This window comes from Tardiphaga sp. 215_C5_N2_1, from assembly GCF_052076055.1.
Classification (GTDB): domain Bacteria; phylum Pseudomonadota; class Alphaproteobacteria; order Rhizobiales; family Xanthobacteraceae; genus Tardiphaga; species Tardiphaga robiniae.
In genome coordinates this window covers 2,688,512-2,702,956 of sequence record NZ_CP197240.1, presented here as the reverse complement: position 1 = coordinate 2,702,956, position 14,445 = coordinate 2,688,512, and the positions used below count along the sequence as shown (strand labels likewise).

13 protein-coding genes are annotated in these 14,445 nt (G+C 63.2%); 7 read left to right on the top strand and 6 right to left on the bottom strand.

All coding sequences use genetic code 11. From position 1 onward, the window contains the following. The first annotated feature begins 43 nt into the window (after positions 1 to 43). Positions 44 to 550: a heme utilization cystosolic carrier protein HutX gene (gene hutX, locus AB7828_RS12910; protein ID WP_441230341.1), complete on the top strand. Its 507-nt coding sequence runs from the start codon at positions 44 to 46 to the stop codon at positions 548 to 550. A gap of 5 nt (positions 551 to 555) precedes the next feature. Here the strand turns inward: hutX and AB7828_RS12905 are convergent, their stop codons facing one another. Continuing rightward, positions 556 to 1,461 (bottom strand): LysR family transcriptional regulator, encoded by a 906-nt coding sequence (locus AB7828_RS12905; RefSeq protein ID WP_441230340.1) that lies wholly within the window; start codon positions 1,459 to 1,461, stop codon positions 556 to 558. Between the two features lie 239 nt (positions 1,462 to 1,700). On the opposite strand from AB7828_RS12905, the gene AB7828_RS12900 reads away from it, so the two are divergent. From AB7828_RS12900 to cnbZ, 6 genes are read left to right on the top strand one after another with little or no spacing between them, the layout of a single operon-like run. Beyond that, positions 1,701 to 2,837: an amino acid ABC transporter substrate-binding protein gene (locus AB7828_RS12900; protein WP_441230339.1), complete on the top strand. Its 1,137-nt coding sequence runs from the start codon at positions 1,701 to 1,703 to the stop codon at positions 2,835 to 2,837. 28 nt (positions 2,838 to 2,865) lie between these two features. After that, positions 2,866 to 3,732 carry a branched-chain amino acid ABC transporter permease gene (locus AB7828_RS12895; RefSeq protein ID WP_320445126.1) on the top strand — a complete coding sequence of 289 codons (867 nt, stop codon included), beginning with the start codon at positions 2,866 to 2,868 and terminating at the stop codon, positions 3,730 to 3,732. Beyond that, positions 3,729 to 4,679 (top strand): branched-chain amino acid ABC transporter permease, encoded by a 951-nt coding sequence (locus tag AB7828_RS12890; RefSeq protein WP_441230338.1) that lies wholly within the window; start codon positions 3,729 to 3,731, stop codon positions 4,677 to 4,679. The genes AB7828_RS12895 and AB7828_RS12890 overlap by 4 nt, the downstream gene beginning before the upstream one ends. Further along, positions 4,672 to 5,433, top strand: a complete 762-nt coding sequence (locus AB7828_RS12885) for an ABC transporter ATP-binding protein (protein ID WP_320445124.1) — start codon at positions 4,672 to 4,674, stop codon at positions 5,431 to 5,433. Before AB7828_RS12890 ends, AB7828_RS12885 begins: the two co-directional genes overlap by 8 nt. A 7-nt stretch (positions 5,434 to 5,440) precedes the next feature. Then, entirely contained in the window at positions 5,441 to 6,157 is a 717-nt protein-coding gene (locus tag AB7828_RS12880; protein ID WP_441232239.1) for an ABC transporter ATP-binding protein, read from the top strand. 26 nt (positions 6,158 to 6,183) lie between these two features. Continuing rightward, positions 6,184 to 6,939, top strand: a complete 756-nt coding sequence (cnbZ, locus tag AB7828_RS12875) for a 2-amino-5-chloromuconate deaminase CnbZ (RefSeq protein ID WP_441230337.1) — start codon at positions 6,184 to 6,186, stop codon at positions 6,937 to 6,939. 5 nt (positions 6,940 to 6,944) lie between these two features. Here cnbZ and AB7828_RS12870 read toward each other — a convergent pair whose 3' ends face one another. From AB7828_RS12870 to AB7828_RS12850, 5 genes are all read right to left on the bottom strand, one after another. Continuing rightward, the gene (locus tag AB7828_RS12870) at positions 6,945 to 9,158 is read right to left on the bottom strand and encodes an SLC26A/SulP transporter family protein (protein ID WP_441230336.1); all 2,214 of its coding nucleotides are present in this window, start codon (positions 9,156 to 9,158) and stop codon (positions 6,945 to 6,947) included. A 130-nt stretch (positions 9,159 to 9,288) separates the two neighbouring features. After that, a complete protein-coding gene (gene glgA, locus AB7828_RS12865) occupies positions 9,289 to 10,710 on the bottom strand; it encodes a glycogen synthase GlgA (RefSeq protein WP_089265318.1) in 1,422 nt (473 codons plus the stop codon). Between the two features lie 199 nt (positions 10,711 to 10,909). Then, positions 10,910 to 12,301 (bottom strand): MFS transporter, encoded by a 1,392-nt coding sequence (locus AB7828_RS12860; RefSeq protein WP_439077935.1) that lies wholly within the window; start codon positions 12,299 to 12,301, stop codon positions 10,910 to 10,912. Positions 12,302 to 12,484: 183 nt separating this feature from the next. After that, on the bottom strand, positions 12,485 to 13,891 hold the full coding sequence (locus AB7828_RS12855) for an MATE family efflux transporter (RefSeq protein WP_231079783.1): 1,407 nt from the start codon (positions 13,889 to 13,891) through the stop codon (positions 12,485 to 12,487). Further along, the gene (locus AB7828_RS12850) at positions 13,888 to 14,391 is read right to left on the bottom strand and encodes a helix-turn-helix transcriptional regulator (protein ID WP_175368385.1); all 504 of its coding nucleotides are present in this window, start codon (positions 14,389 to 14,391) and stop codon (positions 13,888 to 13,890) included. Before AB7828_RS12850 ends, AB7828_RS12855 begins: the two co-directional genes overlap by 4 nt. Positions 14,392 to 14,445 lie beyond the last annotated feature (54 nt).

The window sequence follows — 14,445 nt, the reverse complement described above, 5'->3', positions numbered from 1 at the left end:
AGGCACTGCGTCTCACATCAACGATCGATCACGGAGCCATCTCATGCTGAATACGGATCTCGCCGCGCTGAAGACCTATATGGCGGAGAATCCAGGCGCCGTGATCGAGACCGTTGCGCGCGAGCGGGGCGTCATGGCGCGTGCGGTGCTGGAAGCGCTGCCCGAGGGGATGGTGACCATCGGCGGCGGCGCTGACGCGTTCGTCACGGCGATGACGGATATCGCCGAGTGGGGCGAGGTGACGCTGATCGTGCATACCGAGGACGGCATCTTCGAAACGACCGCACCGCTGTCGCCGGGCGCCATTGGCCACGGCTACTATAATCTGACGCAGCCCAAGGGCCTGCATGGCCATCTGCGTCATGAGCGCTGCGGCGGCGTGGCTTTCGTCGAGCGGCCCTTCATGGGCAAGTCGTCGGCTTTCGTCGCCTTTCTCAATGTCGATGGCGGCGTGATGTTCAAGGTCTTCGTGGGACGTGATGAGACCCGTGCGCTGAAGCAGGACCAGCTCGAACGTTTCCGCGCGCTGGCTGGAAAGCTCGCTGCTTAAGACGTCTACCCTCCCTCGTTGTCCTTCATCTGCGCCACCAGCATCTCGGCGACCAGTCGCGTCGAAGGCGATGCCATGCGCGCGGCCGACTGCACCAGCGTCACCTGTGTTGACTCCAGCCTGCGGTCGCGCGGCGGGATCGCGACAAGTGTGCCGGCGTTGATCGCCGCCGTTGCCGAGACCATCGGCAGGAACGTCGCAAGATCGGTGCGGGCAGCCACGGTCTGGGTGAAAGCCAGCGAGTTGGTCTCGCTGCACATTTCAAGCCGGACACTGGCCTGTGCGCAGGACTTGTCGAGTTCCTGACGAATGCCGAACGATGGATCCGGAAGGATCACGCGCAACCCTGCGAGATCCTTCATCGCGTATGAGTTTTGGCCGGCGAGCGGATGCGTGGGCGCGACGATCAGGCAGACCGGTTGTCGCATGCGTCCGAGTTCGATCAGGTCGCGGCGTGGCGCACGACCGAAGATCAGGCCGAGATCGACCTCGTTCTGGCTGACCATCTCGACCACATCGCGAGCGCCCACGGCGGTGACAGATAGCGCGATCCCCGGATATTGCTGCGACAGGTCGACGAAGGAGTTGGGCAGGAAGCTCGACAGCATGCCTTCGACGGTGGCGATCTTCACCTGGCCGCGGCGCAGCGATGCGAATTCCTCGACCTGGCTGCGCAGCCCGTCGAGCTGGCTGCGGTTCTCGACTGCATAGCGATAGAGCACGTGGCCGGCATCGGTCAGGTTCATGCCGCGCGCGCCGCGCTCGAACAGTTTGACCGCAAGCTCCTCCTCCAGCCCCTGCACCTGCCGGCTGATGGCGGAGGGGGCGATGCGGAGCGCTGCGGCGGCCTGTTTGATCGAGCCGGACTCGGTAACCACGCGAAAATAGCGAATGGCGGTGGATTCGATCATGCTCAGTCCCTCGCGGCTGGCTGCCCAGCGCGATGGCAGGACCTGACTAGCGTTCTGATTTTCAGACCTCTCACATCGAAATTCAATGCTTTTATTCGAAATCTAAATTTGACAGAGTTTTGATCAGGTCACGGTCCCGTCATCGATGGAGAATTTGGATGTTTCATCCCCGGCTTGCTGTCTCGGCTTTTTCCGCATCCCTCCTGCTGGCTGCGGCTGGTGTGGGAGCGACCTCCTCAATGGCTTCGGCGCAGGATGTGATCCGCTTCGGCGCGCCGCTGCCGATCACCGGGCCGCTGGCGCCGGAAGCCGTGAAGCAGCAGCAGGGCTATGACCTCTGGGCCGAGCAGGCCAACAAGGCCGGCGGCATCGATGTTGGCGGCAAGAAGTACAAGGTCGAGATTGTCTATTCGGACTATCAGTCCAACACGCCGCGCTCGGTGCAGACCACCGAACAGATGATCACCCAGGACAAGGTGAACTTCATGTTCGGCCCGTTCGGCTCGGGCGCTGCCAAGGCCGCCAGTACCATCGCCGAGAAATACAAGGTGCCGATGCTGGCCGCGACCGCGTCGTCGTCGCAGGTCTATGACCAGAACTACAAATATCTGTTCGGCACCTTCACCCCGAACGACACGCTGACCACGCCGCTGACGCAGCTCGTCAAGGCCAAGGCTGCCGACGTCAAGAAGGTCGCCATTCTGGCGCGTAACGATCTGTTTCCGCTGGCCATCGCGCAGGAAATGGAAAAGTCCGCCAAGGTCAACGGTCTCGAAGTCGTTTACTTCGAGAAGTACGCCATCAATACGCTCGATCACTCCGCAACCCTGTCGCAGATTAAGTCGCTGAATCCGCAATGGGTGTTCGTCACCGGCTACACCAACGATCTCCTGCTGATCCGCAAGCAGATGGTCGATCAGCAGATGAAGGCCAATGTCGTGACCATGATCGCCGGTCCGGCCTATCAGGAATTCATCGAATCCGCCGGCCAGAGCGCCGAGAACATCTCCAGCGCCTCGTGGTGGCATCCGGCGGAACAGTACAACGGCAAGGACATTTTCGGCACCACGGCCAACTTCGTGAAGCTGTTCAAGGACAAGTACAAGCTTGAGCCCGACTACGCTCACGCTTCGGCTGCGGTCTGCGGTGCGCTGTTCCAGATGGCCATCGAGAAGGCCGGTTCGCTGGACCGTGACAAGGTGCGTGATGAACTCGCCAAGATGGACGTCGTGACCTTCTGGGGGCCGGTCAAGTTCGGCGCCAATGGCCAGATCAACTCGCTCGAACCGCCGGTCTTCCAGATCCAGGCTGGCAAGCCGGTGGTGCTGTTCCCCGACGCGATCAAGCAGGGCGACTTCAAGCTCGGCGTGAACTGAGCACGGCTGGGATCGGCGGGGGATCGATATGCTGGCCATCCAGGTCCTGATCAATGCACTCGTGCTCGGGTGTCTCTATGCCTGTATTGCGATCGGTTTCTCGCTGGTCTGGGGCGTGCTCAACGTCATCAACCTGATCCACGGCTCCTTCATCGTGCTCGGCGCCTATCTGGCCTGGGGGGCCTATAATTCGCTCGGCCTGTCGCCTTGGTATGCGCTGCTGATCGCCGCGCCGGCCTTTTTCGTGTTCGGCTATCTGCTGCAACGGCTGCTGCTCAACCGTGTCATCACTGCGCCGGTGCTGGTGACGCTGACGCTGACCTTCGGGCTCGATCTGATCCTGAACAATGCGATGATCTATTACTTCAAGGCCGACTACCGGAAGCTGATCCTCAATCCGCCCACGGGATCGATCTCGATCTTCGACGTCGTCGTCCCTGTCGATCGCCTGATCGCGACCGGCTCGGCGCTGGCGCTGACCTTTCTGCTCTATCTGCTGCTGCGTCGCTCGAAAGTCGGCCGCGCCATCGTTGCGGTCCGGCTCGACCGCGATGCCGCCGTACTGATGGGCGTCGACGTCAAATCGATCTACGCCATCGCCTTCGGTCTCGGTGCTGCATTGGCCGGTTGCGCCGGCGTGCTGATGGCGCTGATCTTCCCGATCTCGCCGCTGACCTCGTCGGCCTATCTCGGCAAGGCTTTCGTGGTCTGTGTCCTCGGTGGTCTTGGCAGCGTGTCAGGTGCACTCGCAGGCGGCTTGTTGCTGGCGCTCGTTGAAGGCGTCGGCTCGGTCTATCTCGGTCCGGCCCATGCGGTGACGTTGTCCTTCGTCCTGCTCATCATCTTCCTTGTCGTCAGGCCGCAGGGCTTGCTCGGCCGAAAGGGTTTTGAATGACCCGGACCAATATCGCGCTTCTCGTTCTCATTGCCGGCGTAGCATCGCTGCCGCTGTTCGGCGACGCGTATGCGCTGCGTCTCGGCACCATGGCCTGCATGTATGCGATCTTCGCGCTGTCATGGAATATCGTCGGTGGCTTTGCCGGCTATCCGTCCTTCGCGACGGCGGCCTTCTTCGGGCTCGGTGCCTATACGACCGGCATTCTCATGAATAAGGGCGTGCCGCTGACACTGTCGCTGCTGGGTTCGCTGGTATTGTGCCTGTTGCTTGCTGCGGCTCTCGGCACGGTGCTGCTTCGCCTCCGCGGGCATTACTTCGCCATCGCCAGCCTGTCGCTGGTCGAAGTGTTTCGCGAACTCGTCAACAACGCCACCGACCTCACCGGCGGCGGCATGGGCCTGAATATCCCGCTGGTGTCTGGCTCCAGTGTCCTCTCCGACGCGATGTTCTTCTTTTACGCGATGTGGGGATTGCTGCTGATCACCGCGATCGTCGTCATCGCGGTGTCGATGTCGAAGCTCGGTTTCGGTCTCAACTGCATCCGGCAGAACGAGACGGCCTCGAACATGGTCGGTCTCAACTCGACGCTCTACAAGGCCGTGGCTTTCGGCCTGTCCGCCTGTTTCGTCGGCGCTGCCGGCGGTCTCTATGCGGCCTGGGTGCACTACATCGATCCGTCCGACGTGTTCGACATTCTCTATTCGGTGAAGCCGATCGTGATGGCGCTGATGGGTGGCCTTGGCTCGCCGCTCGGCGTGGTTTGCGGCGCCTTCGTCTATCTCGGCCTCGAGGAAGTGGTCTGGCGCAATTACATCCAGATCCATTCGGGCGTGCTGGGCGTCCTCATCATCCTGCTGCTGCTGTTCCTGCCGCATGGGTTGGTCTCGCTCCATGCCGGCAAGATCTGGCGCGGGCTGACCGGACGAAAGGCAAAGCATGTCTGAGATCCGTCACGAAATCCTGCATCTCAGCAATGTCTCGCGAAACTTCAGCGGGCTGAAGGCGCTGAGCGATGTTTCGCTGTCGGTCAACAAGGGCGAGGTGGTCGGTCTGATCGGCCCGAACGGCGCCGGCAAGACCACGCTGGTCAACACCATCTGTGGTGTTACGCCTGCATCGTCCGGTGTCGTCACCTTCGATGGCCGCGACATCACGCGGATCAAGACATATCAATCGGCGCGGCTCGGCCTGTCGCGCACCTTCCAGATCGTGCAGCCCTTTGCGGAATTTTCGGCGCTCGACAATGTCGCTGCCGCCGCGCTGTTCTCGCAGCCGGGCGAGAGCTTGAAGTCGGCCCGCGAGGCCGCCCGCGCGCATCTCGCATTCGTTGGTCTGGATGCCCAGGCCGATCAATCCGCAGCGACATTGACGCTGGCCATGCGCAAGCGGCTGGAGCTGGCCAAGGCGCTGGCGATGAAGCCGAAGCTGCTGTTCCTCGACGAGGTCAATGCCGGCCTCAACAGCGCCGAAGTCGAGCGTGCGACAAAACTGATCCATCAACTCGCCGCTGATGGCATCACCATCGTGATGATCGAGCATCTGATGAAGGTTGTGCTCAATGTCTGCACCCGCATCGCGGTGCTGCATAACGGACGGCTGATCGCTGACGGTGCGCCGCGCGACATCATCAAGGATCCCGCCGTCGTCGATGCCTATCTGGGCCAGCAATATGCACAACGGAACGCCGCCCGTGGCTGATCATCCGATGCTTGAACTCAATCAGGTCTGCGCCGGTTACGGCGAAATCCAGGTGCTGTGGGGCATCGACATGGTGGTGCGCTCCGGCGAAATCACCGCGCTGATCGGCTCCAACGGCGCCGGCAAGACCACGCTGATGCGCGCGCTGTCCGGGCTGATCCCGCTGACATCAGGCAAATATGTCTCGGAAGGCGTGGATCTCTCGAAGGCCACGGCGGCGCAGATGCTGGCTCATGGCATTGTCCATGTGCCGGAAGGGCGCCGTCTATTCGGTGCCATGAGCATCGAGGACAATCTGCTGATGGGCGCCTATTCGCGCAGCGTTGGCCGTACCGAGCTCAATCGCGATCTCGATCGCGTTTACACGACCTTTCCGAAGCTGCGTGAGCGCCGCAACCAGGCGGCGGCGACATTGTCCGGCGGCGAACAGCAGATGTGCGCCATCGGCCGCGGGCTGATGAGCGCGCCGCGCCTCTTGATGATCGACGAACTCTCGCTCGGCCTGTCGCCATTGCTGGTGGAGCAACTGGTCGCGGCGCTGCGCCAGTTGAACTCCGAAGGCATGTCGATCCTGCTGGTGGAGCAGGACGTCACCACGGCGCTCGATCTCTGCCATCACGCCTACATCATGGATATGGGCCGCATCGTGCGCACCGGGCAGGGCGCCGAATTGCTGGCCGATCCAATCATCCGCGACGCCTATCTCGGCGTCCTCGAAGACTGACTTTGATTTCATCCAAAGAGGCAAACATGATCGAGACCGTCGAAGTCCCCAATAGCGGCTACCGTTACATGCCGGGCGTGTTCCAGTATTCCTGCGGCGTCGGCGCGCTGCCCGGCTTCGCGCTGGAGCGCGTGCGCTTCTCCAAAGTCGTTCCGCTGAAGGATGGCTTCGCCAGGGTTGCCGAGATCATCAAGGCCGCCGGCCGGCCGCTGACCGCCTTTGCGGCCTGCGAATTGCGCTCGCCGGCGCCGTTCACGGAGCAGGGGTTCATCGACTTCAACGAGATCTACATCAAGACCCTCGAAGACTGGGGCATCATGAAGGATCGCGTGAATCCCATCGCGCGCAGCAATGTGTGTCCGAAGATCGATCCGCCGTCGGAGCCCGGCTTCCACGCTTTCTCTTTCACGACCGTCGCGCCGAATGCGCCGGCATCCTTCGTCATCGCCGGCAGCGGCGAGGCCGCGGAAGGCAAGGGCGACTATCGCGACAACACCGTGCGTCTCGGCGACATCAGCCCGTCGGGCATGCTGGAAAAAGCCAAGTTCGTGCTCGACGAGATGGAGCGCCGCATGAGCGCATTCTCCGGCACCTGGGACCAGACCACCGGCGCGCAGCTCTACACCGTGCGCGACGTCTATGCGCTCTTGGAAAGCGAACTCGGTCGTCGTGGCGTGTTCCGCAACGGCCTGACCTGGCACTTCAACCGTCCGCCGGTCGTCGATCTCGAATACGAGATGGATTGCCGCCGCGTGCATGTGGAGCGCGTGGTCGAGGTTTAACCGCCTCAATGATGACTGATGCGCAGATCTTGTGAGGTCTGTCGCAGTCGCCGGGTGAGTTCGCGCGCCAGGTTGCCCAGAAGCCTGGTGGCGAGCACCGGATTTTTCTTCAGGATCAGGTCGAAGCCGTCGCGCGGGAATTCGTAACAGATCACCGCGTCGTCGGCGACGATGGTCGCCGAGCGTGGTACCGATTCCACCAGCGCCATTTCTCCGACCGTCGTGCCGCGGCCAAGTCCGGCGATGCGGCGTCGCTCGTGATGTCCGTCGGTACGCAGCAGCACGCTGACGCTGCCTTTCAGGATCAGCCACATGCGGTCGCCGGCGTCGCCCTCGCGGCAGATCGTATCGCCGCACGCGAATTCGCGTCTGGTCATCACTGTGGTCAGTTCGGCTATCTCGTTCGCCGATACACCATCGAGAAAGTCGATCTGCTCGAGCGTGAGTTCATCCGCTTGCCCCTGCCTCGTAGCTGAGCGATCGAGCATGGTCTGCTCCATCCACTCCAGTGCGGAATCGAGATCCTGCGTCATGGACGGCGATGCGGGATCGTGCCCGATCCCGTTGCCGATGATGGCGGCATGGACGGGCCGGACGTTGCAGTAGATCAGTCGCCGTTTCTTTTCAGTCGCCTTCTGGCGCAGGGTTCGCAATGTGTTGATGCCGGAGATGTCGAGGTCGGAGATGGCGCCCATGTCGAGCAGGATCATGTCCGTGCTGTTGAACAAGTCCTTGACGCGGAGCGAGAGGTCGTCGGCATTGCCGAAGAACAGCGCGCCTTCGAGCTGCAGGATGGCGCGCTGCTGCCCGGTCTGCTGCAGGATCGCGAGATCGTCGGCCGAGCGAATGCGCTTGGAGAACAGCGTGTCGCCGAGATGGGCGCGGCGTACCAGTGGCCGGCTCATATTGATGACGAAGATGATGCAGGACAGGATGATGCCGACGATCACTCCGGAAACGACCGAGCTGAACACGGTCACGGCCATCACCGCGAGCACCACGATCAGGTTGTAGACCGCGTGCCGGCGAACCTGCGGTTCGATGCTGTATCGGATATCGGCCAGCAGTTGCAGGTTCCAGCGATCGAACAGCACGATGCCGATCACCAGAAGCAGGCCGGCGAACACCGCGCGCGGCACCTGTGCGAGCACCGAGGACAGCGCGAATGTGATGGCCAACAGGCTGAGAGCCACGAAAATGCTGGTCCAGCGCGTGCGGCCGCCCATGCGATAGCCGAGCAGGATCACCGATGGAATCGCAGATCCTCCAATGCCGCCGCCGAGTGCTGCTGCCGCATTAGCGATGCCTTGTGCGGCGAGGTCGCGCACCGGATGGATATGCGTGTCGTCGAGCTGCTGTGCCACGCGAAACGCCAGCATGGTCTCCACTGTGCCGATGATCGCCAGCACCAGCGACACCAGCACGACATGCGGAAGCACGGCGGTCAGTTCCGGCGTGATGGAGCCGTCGAACACTGCGCCGAGCGGCATGGCGGGCGGGAAGCTGACATGGATCTCACCGATGGTCGGCCCGAGATCGAGACCGGTCGGGATGCTGATCAGATAGTAGAGCGCGGTGCCGGCGACGAAGCCTGCAAGCGATCCCGGTATTTTCCGCAGCCAGTCCGGCAGCCGCAGCCAGGCTGCTATGGCCGGATAGTTCAGAACAAAGAGCGCCAGGGCCACGACGTAAACCAGCATCGCGGGCTTGTTCGGCCACAGCGTCTGCGCGGCAAAGAACGGCTTGAACTGGGAAATCACGATCAGCATCCCGACGCCATTGAGCAGGCCCGTGAGTACCGGGTGCGGCGCGAATTTGATGGCGCGCGTCAGGCCGAGCAGTCCGAACAGGACCTGCCACAGCCCGGCCAGAAACAAACACAGCATGATCGCGGTCACGATCATCGCAGGCTGGCTCGCAAGCGTGGCGTCATTGACCAGCGTCGTAGTCAGGCCGGCCTGCACCAGGGCCATGCTGACGCGGCTCGTCGTCACGATATAGGACGAGGTGGCGACCACGGCCGCGACCAGGCCGACGATGGCGCCGCCATACAGGCCGGCCGCAGCGCCGGCCGCGACATAGTCGGGGCCGAGCGGCGCAAACACCAGCAGTCCGCAAGCAAGGCAGAGCGGCAGACAGACGAGGCTGGAGATCAGACCGGCGCTGATTTCCGATCGCCAGTCGACGAGCGGCTCGGCGGGAGGCGAAGCTTTGAGCACGGGCTGGCCTTCATCACAGGGGGTACCGGCCACGCCTTCATGGATGATAGTTGTTGCCAGCTTTTGCCATTATTGTGAAACGGAACTGATCCGCAAGCCAAGATCGGGGTTCGCCCGCCGATTTCCCGCGCTACACGCCGGCGACGATCGTCTTGCGATACAGCGCGCTGTAGCTGGCGGCAGAAATATTCCAGCTGAATGATTTCGACATGGCGCTGCGACGCATCGAGTTCAGGCGATCCTTCGAGCCATAGGTCGCGAAGGCCCGCAGGATGCCGCCCAGAAATGACTCGGTGGAGGGCTGCGTGAACAGGAAGCCGGTCTCGCCATCGACGATGGTTTCGGCGAGGCCGCCGGTCTGGTGGCCGATCGGCAGCGAGCCGAAGCGCTGCGCATACATCTGGCTCAGTCCGCACGGCTCGAAGCGCGACGGCATCAGCGTGAAGTCGCTGCCGGCGAAAATGCGCCGTGCCTCGCGGTCGTTGAAGCCGATGGCGACACCGATCGCGTCGGGGCGACGGCGATGCGCGTCCATCAGCGCATTTTCGAGCTCGGTCTCGCCGCGGCCGGTAACGACGATCTGTCCGCCGGCGGACACGATGGCGTCGGCGGCCGACAGCACGAGGTCGACGCCCTTCTGATGTACGAGGCGGGCGACCAAACCAAAAATGGGCCCGCGGGAGAGTGCGAGCCCAAATTGTTGGCGTACCCCGTCGGCATTGGCGCGTTTGGCTTCCCAGTCGCCCGCGCCGAACGGTCTCATGAGCTCCGCGCAGACGCGCGGATCCCAGCTTTCATCGATGCCGTTGAGAATGCCTGTCAGCCGCGACTCGTTGGAGCGCTTGGTCAGCAGGCCTTCCAGCCCGCAGCCGAGTTCCGGTGTGGTGATCTCGCGCGCGTAAGTCTCGCTCACGGTGGTGAGGTGGGAAGAGTAGATCAGCCCACCCTTGAGAAAGGAGAGCTTGTCGTAGAATTCCAGCCCGTCGATATGGAACGACTCCGCCGGCGCACCGATCCGGCGCAGCGAAGACTTCGGAAACAGGCCCTGATAAGCGAGATTGTGGATCGTCAGGATGGTCGGAATCTTCACCCCGCTCCAGGCGAGATAGGCCGGCACCAGGGCCGCCTGCCAGTCATTGGCGTGGACCAGATCGGCCGACCAGTTCTTGTCGAGCTTGCCCGAGGCGAGCAGCGCAGCAGCGGAGGCGAAGCGCGCGAAGCGAATGTCGTTGTCCGGCCAGTCCCGGCCGCAGGCATCGCCATAGGGATTGCCGGGGCGATCGTAGAGCTGCGGGCAGAGCAGGATATAGATCGGCAGCCCGTCCTTGGTCGCGGCGAGGCCGACCGAGCAGGCGGGCATTTCCGCCAGCGCCGGGCATTCGCCGACGATCTCGATATCAGGAAACTGCGTGACGACGTCGCGGTAGCCGGGAAGGATGATGCGAACGTCGGTCCAGATGCGCAAGGCTCGAGGGAGAGCGGCGGACACGGCTGCAAGGCCGCCCACCCGGATGAAGTCGTCAATCTCTGGAGTGACGAACAGTACCCTCAAGAAATGCCCTCGTGCCCCGCCGCGACTACAAGGATACGAAACTGGTCCAGCGTCTTTGGGTACTTACGGAACCGAAGGGCAATGGAACTCAGTTTTGTTACTTGCGCTGCAAAATATCTGTCTCTGCACTGCAGTATATCACATCACTTAATACGGCATTGCAAAAGAGAAATGTGAGTTCGCTAAATTATCTCTGAAATCAGTGACTGGGTGACGACGGGACGATCAGCCGCAGGAAGCTCATGACGCAGCCGAGCGCGGCAAAGCCGGCACCGAGCGCCAGCGCCCAGGTCGCGCCGCCATGGCCGAACAGGCCGAAGCAGAAGGCGGCAAGCGCCGCGCCCATGCTCTGGCCGGTCAGCCGGGCGGTGGCCACGATACCGCTGGCGCCGCCGCTGCGGCCGGCCGGCGCGCTCGACATGATCGCCTTCATGTTCGGCGCCTGGAAGAAGCCGAAGCCGGCGCCGCAGATCACCATCCGCCAGACGATATTGGCGACGCTCGGGTCGGGCGGCAGGGTGGCCAGCAGCACCATGCCGATGCCGAGCAGGGCCATGCCGATACCGCCAAGAAGCCCGGCGGGATAGTGGTCCGACAACCGGCCGGCGATCGGCGCCATGATGCCGACGACCAGCGGCCAGGGCGTCAGGAAGAAGCCGGTCTCGACTGCCGAACGATGCAGAACTTCCTCGAAGTAGAACGGCAGCGACACAAAGGCGAGGCCCTGGACGGAGAAGGAGCAAACCGCCGTGGCCGCCGACAGCGCGAACAACGGGCGGCGAAACAGGTCGATCGGCAGCATGGGCGCAGGGTGATCGGCCTGCCGGCGGAGCAGCAGCCAGCCGAACAACAGGCCGGCAACCAGTTCGGCGACGACGATGGACGGCGCGGTGTGATGGGCGGCGCTGTCGATACCGAGGATCAGCAGGCCGAGGCAGAGCGAGGTCAGCAGGGCACCGAGAAAATCGAAACGATGGGTGGCGCGCGTGGTCTTTGGCAGTGTCTTGAGGCTGATGATAATGGCGGCGAGGCCGAAAGGCAGGTTGATCGCGAACAGCCAGGGCCAGGTTGCAACCGACAGGATGCCCGAGGCGATGGTAGGGCCGAGGGTGAAGGCCGTCGCGACGACGAGGGCATTATGACCGAGCCCGCGGCCAAAATGGCTTGGGGGATAAACCACACGGACCAGCGCGGCATTGACGCTCATGGCGCCGGCGGCGCCGAGGCCCTGCAGCACCCGCGCGAACAGCAAAGTGTCCAGCGACCACGCGAATGCGCAGGCGACCGACGCGATCGTGAACAGGATCAGCCCGCCGAGATAGATGCGCTGATGGCCGACAATCTCGCCCAGTGCGCCGAACGGCAGCAGCGTGGCGACCATGGCGATCTGGTAGACATTGACCACCCAGATCACATCCGCTGGCGTCGCATGCAGGTCGGCGGCGATGGAGGGCAACGCGATATTGGCAATGGCGGTATCGAGCGAGGCCATGGCAAGGGCGGTAAAGATGGCAAGCCGCGCCCAACGCTGCTGGCTCGGCGTCAGCCCTTCCGTCGGCTGGGGAGCCTGTGCCGCGATACCGTCTGCCATAGCTGGGGATTCCTGGGTGCGGCCGAACTGACCGCCGATCCGCGCTATCTAGGATAGTTCGCTTTGCCCCTACAGGCGTGCAACTGCATGAGGCATATGCACATCTTTACTCCCAGCGGAAAATCCGCTTACGGCTGATCACATCGCTGTCAGGCGATCGCATCGCTGGCGATCACATCGCCGTCAGACCGGCTTGGTCTTGAACCAGGTCCCGGACGCCACCGCCGTGACGATGATAGTGCCGTAGACGACCAGCGCGAAGGTCAGGCAGGCAAACAGCCAGGTCAGCGATCCCGTCAGCCGCAGCGCCAGCCAGCCGCCGCCGATCGAGATCAGGAGGCGCAGCACGCCGGCGAGCAGCGGATAGAGCATTTTGCCGGCGCCCTGGGAGGCAAAATAGAGCGACAGGCCCAGACCGAAGAAGCCATAGGCCGGGCCGACAATGCGCAGATAGGCGCTGCCGGTCTCGATCATCTGCGGATCCGAGCCGAACAGGCCGAGCCACGCGGCTGGCCAGATCGCGGCCGCCAGGCCGACGGTTTCGGTGATCACGAACACCATGCCGCCGCCGATCAGCGCCGCCCGCAGCGCACGCTGCTCCTGTCCGGCGCCGATATTGGTGCCGACCAGGGCGACCAGCGGTCCGCCAAACCCGAAGGCCAGCGGCACCATCAGATATTCCAGCCGGACGCCGGTGCCGAAGCCCGCCACGGCGTCGCCGCCAGCGAAGCCGCCGACCAGTGCGGTGGTCAGCAGCACCGTGAAACTCGTCTGCAGCGAAATCACCGCAGCGATGGCGCCGACACGCAAGATGTCGGCTGAGAGATCCCAGCGCAGCCGCGCCAGTTTGAAATGGACGATGCAGCGGCCGGAGAGAATGTAGCCGGCGAGTACCGCGCCGACGGTGAAGGTGGACAGCACCACAGCCCAGCCGCCGCCGGCAATGCCGAGCGCCGGAATCGGTCCCCAGCCGAAGATCAGCAGCGGCGACAACGGGATCAGCAGCACCACGCCGATACAGATCGACAGCGACGGCACCAGCATGTTGCCGGTGCCGCGGATGATGCTGGCAAAGCCGTTCATCAGCCAAACTAAAACGCTGCCGCCGAACACCACGTTGGAATACTGCATGGCCGCGTCCAGCGCGCCGCCGCTGACACCCATCGCGGTGTAAATCGCACGGCCCCAGATCAGGAAGATCGCCGAGCCGATGAGGCCGAGCAGGATATTGATAAGGGTCGCGTGCATTACCAGCGCCTCGGCATCGTCGGTGCGCCTTGCGCCGAGCGCACGCGCAATCGCCGAGGAAATGCCGCCGCCCATGGCGCCAGCCGACAGCATCTGCATCATCATGAAGCCGGGAAACACCACCGCCATGCCGGTCAGCGCGTCGCTGCCGAGATGCGACACCCACCAGGTCTCGATCAGGCCGGTGGAGGCCTGCGCCAGCATCACCAGCAGATTGGGCCAGGCGAGCTTGACCAGCGTGGAGGCGATTGGCGCCTGCAGCAGCATCCGCGTCCGCGGGTTCATCTCGTGGACGGGCGCAGCCGTGGCGGCGACGATGGCCTGCGGCGTTTCCAGTTTCATGGTGATCCGTCCTTCTGCGGGCGCGGTTTGCTGAGCCGCCGTTGCACGCGTGCGCTGGCGGCAGGGCCGGGCGCATTGGCGTGGGTGGCTTCGGTGATTGGTTTGCCGGTACGGCGGTCGACCAGGATGGGATCGGCGGTCTCGCCGGTCTCCTTGTCGATCAGAACAACGCTTTCACCCTCAGGCGCGAAGTGCCGGTTGCCCCAGCTTTGCAGCGACCACAGCACGGAGCGGAAATCCCGGCCGCGCGGGGTCACGATATATTCGTAGCGCGGTGGCTTTTCGCAATATAGCCGCTTCTCCAGCAGCCCGGCCTCGACCAGGACTGCCAGCCGACGGGTCAGCATGTTCGGCGCGATGTTGAGGTTCTTCTGGAACTGGTCGAACCGCGTCATGCCGTAAATGGCGTCGCGCATGATCAGAATGCTCCACCACTCGCCGACGCGCTCAAGGCTGCGGGCGACCGGGCATTCCAGTTTCTCGAAACTCTTGCGCTCCATGGGGGGAAGATAGGGGAGTAACTATCATCATGCAAGTCACTTGGTGGTGACCCT

What these genes read in the sequence shown, in the direction of transcription:
- hutX (WP_441230341.1), top strand. Translation starts at nt 44, where the DNA reads ATGCTGAATACGGATCTCGCCGCGCTGAAGACCTATATGGCGGAGAAT.
- AB7828_RS12905 (WP_441230340.1), bottom strand. Translation starts at nt 1,461, where the DNA reads ATGATCGAATCCACCGCCATTCGCTATTTTCGCGTGGTTACCGAGTCC.
- AB7828_RS12900 (WP_441230339.1), top strand. Translation starts at nt 1,701, where the DNA reads ATGGCTTCGGCGCAGGATGTGATCCGCTTCGGCGCGCCGCTGCCGATC.
- AB7828_RS12895 (WP_320445126.1), top strand. Translation starts at nt 2,866, where the DNA reads ATGCTGGCCATCCAGGTCCTGATCAATGCACTCGTGCTCGGGTGTCTC.
- AB7828_RS12890 (WP_441230338.1), top strand. Translation starts at nt 3,729, where the DNA reads ATGACCCGGACCAATATCGCGCTTCTCGTTCTCATTGCCGGCGTAGCA.
- AB7828_RS12885 (WP_320445124.1), top strand. Translation starts at nt 4,672, where the DNA reads ATGTCTGAGATCCGTCACGAAATCCTGCATCTCAGCAATGTCTCGCGA.
- AB7828_RS12880 (WP_441232239.1), top strand. Translation starts at nt 5,441, where the DNA reads ATGCTTGAACTCAATCAGGTCTGCGCCGGTTACGGCGAAATCCAGGTG.
- cnbZ (WP_441230337.1), top strand. Translation starts at nt 6,184, where the DNA reads ATGATCGAGACCGTCGAAGTCCCCAATAGCGGCTACCGTTACATGCCG.
- AB7828_RS12860 (WP_439077935.1), bottom strand. Translation starts at nt 12,301, where the DNA reads ATGGCAGACGGTATCGCGGCACAGGCTCCCCAGCCGACGGAAGGGCTG.
- AB7828_RS12855 (WP_231079783.1), bottom strand. Translation starts at nt 13,891, where the DNA reads ATGAAACTGGAAACGCCGCAGGCCATCGTCGCCGCCACGGCTGCGCCC.
- AB7828_RS12850 (WP_175368385.1), bottom strand. Translation starts at nt 14,391, where the DNA reads ATGGAGCGCAAGAGTTTCGAGAAACTGGAATGCCCGGTCGCCCGCAGC.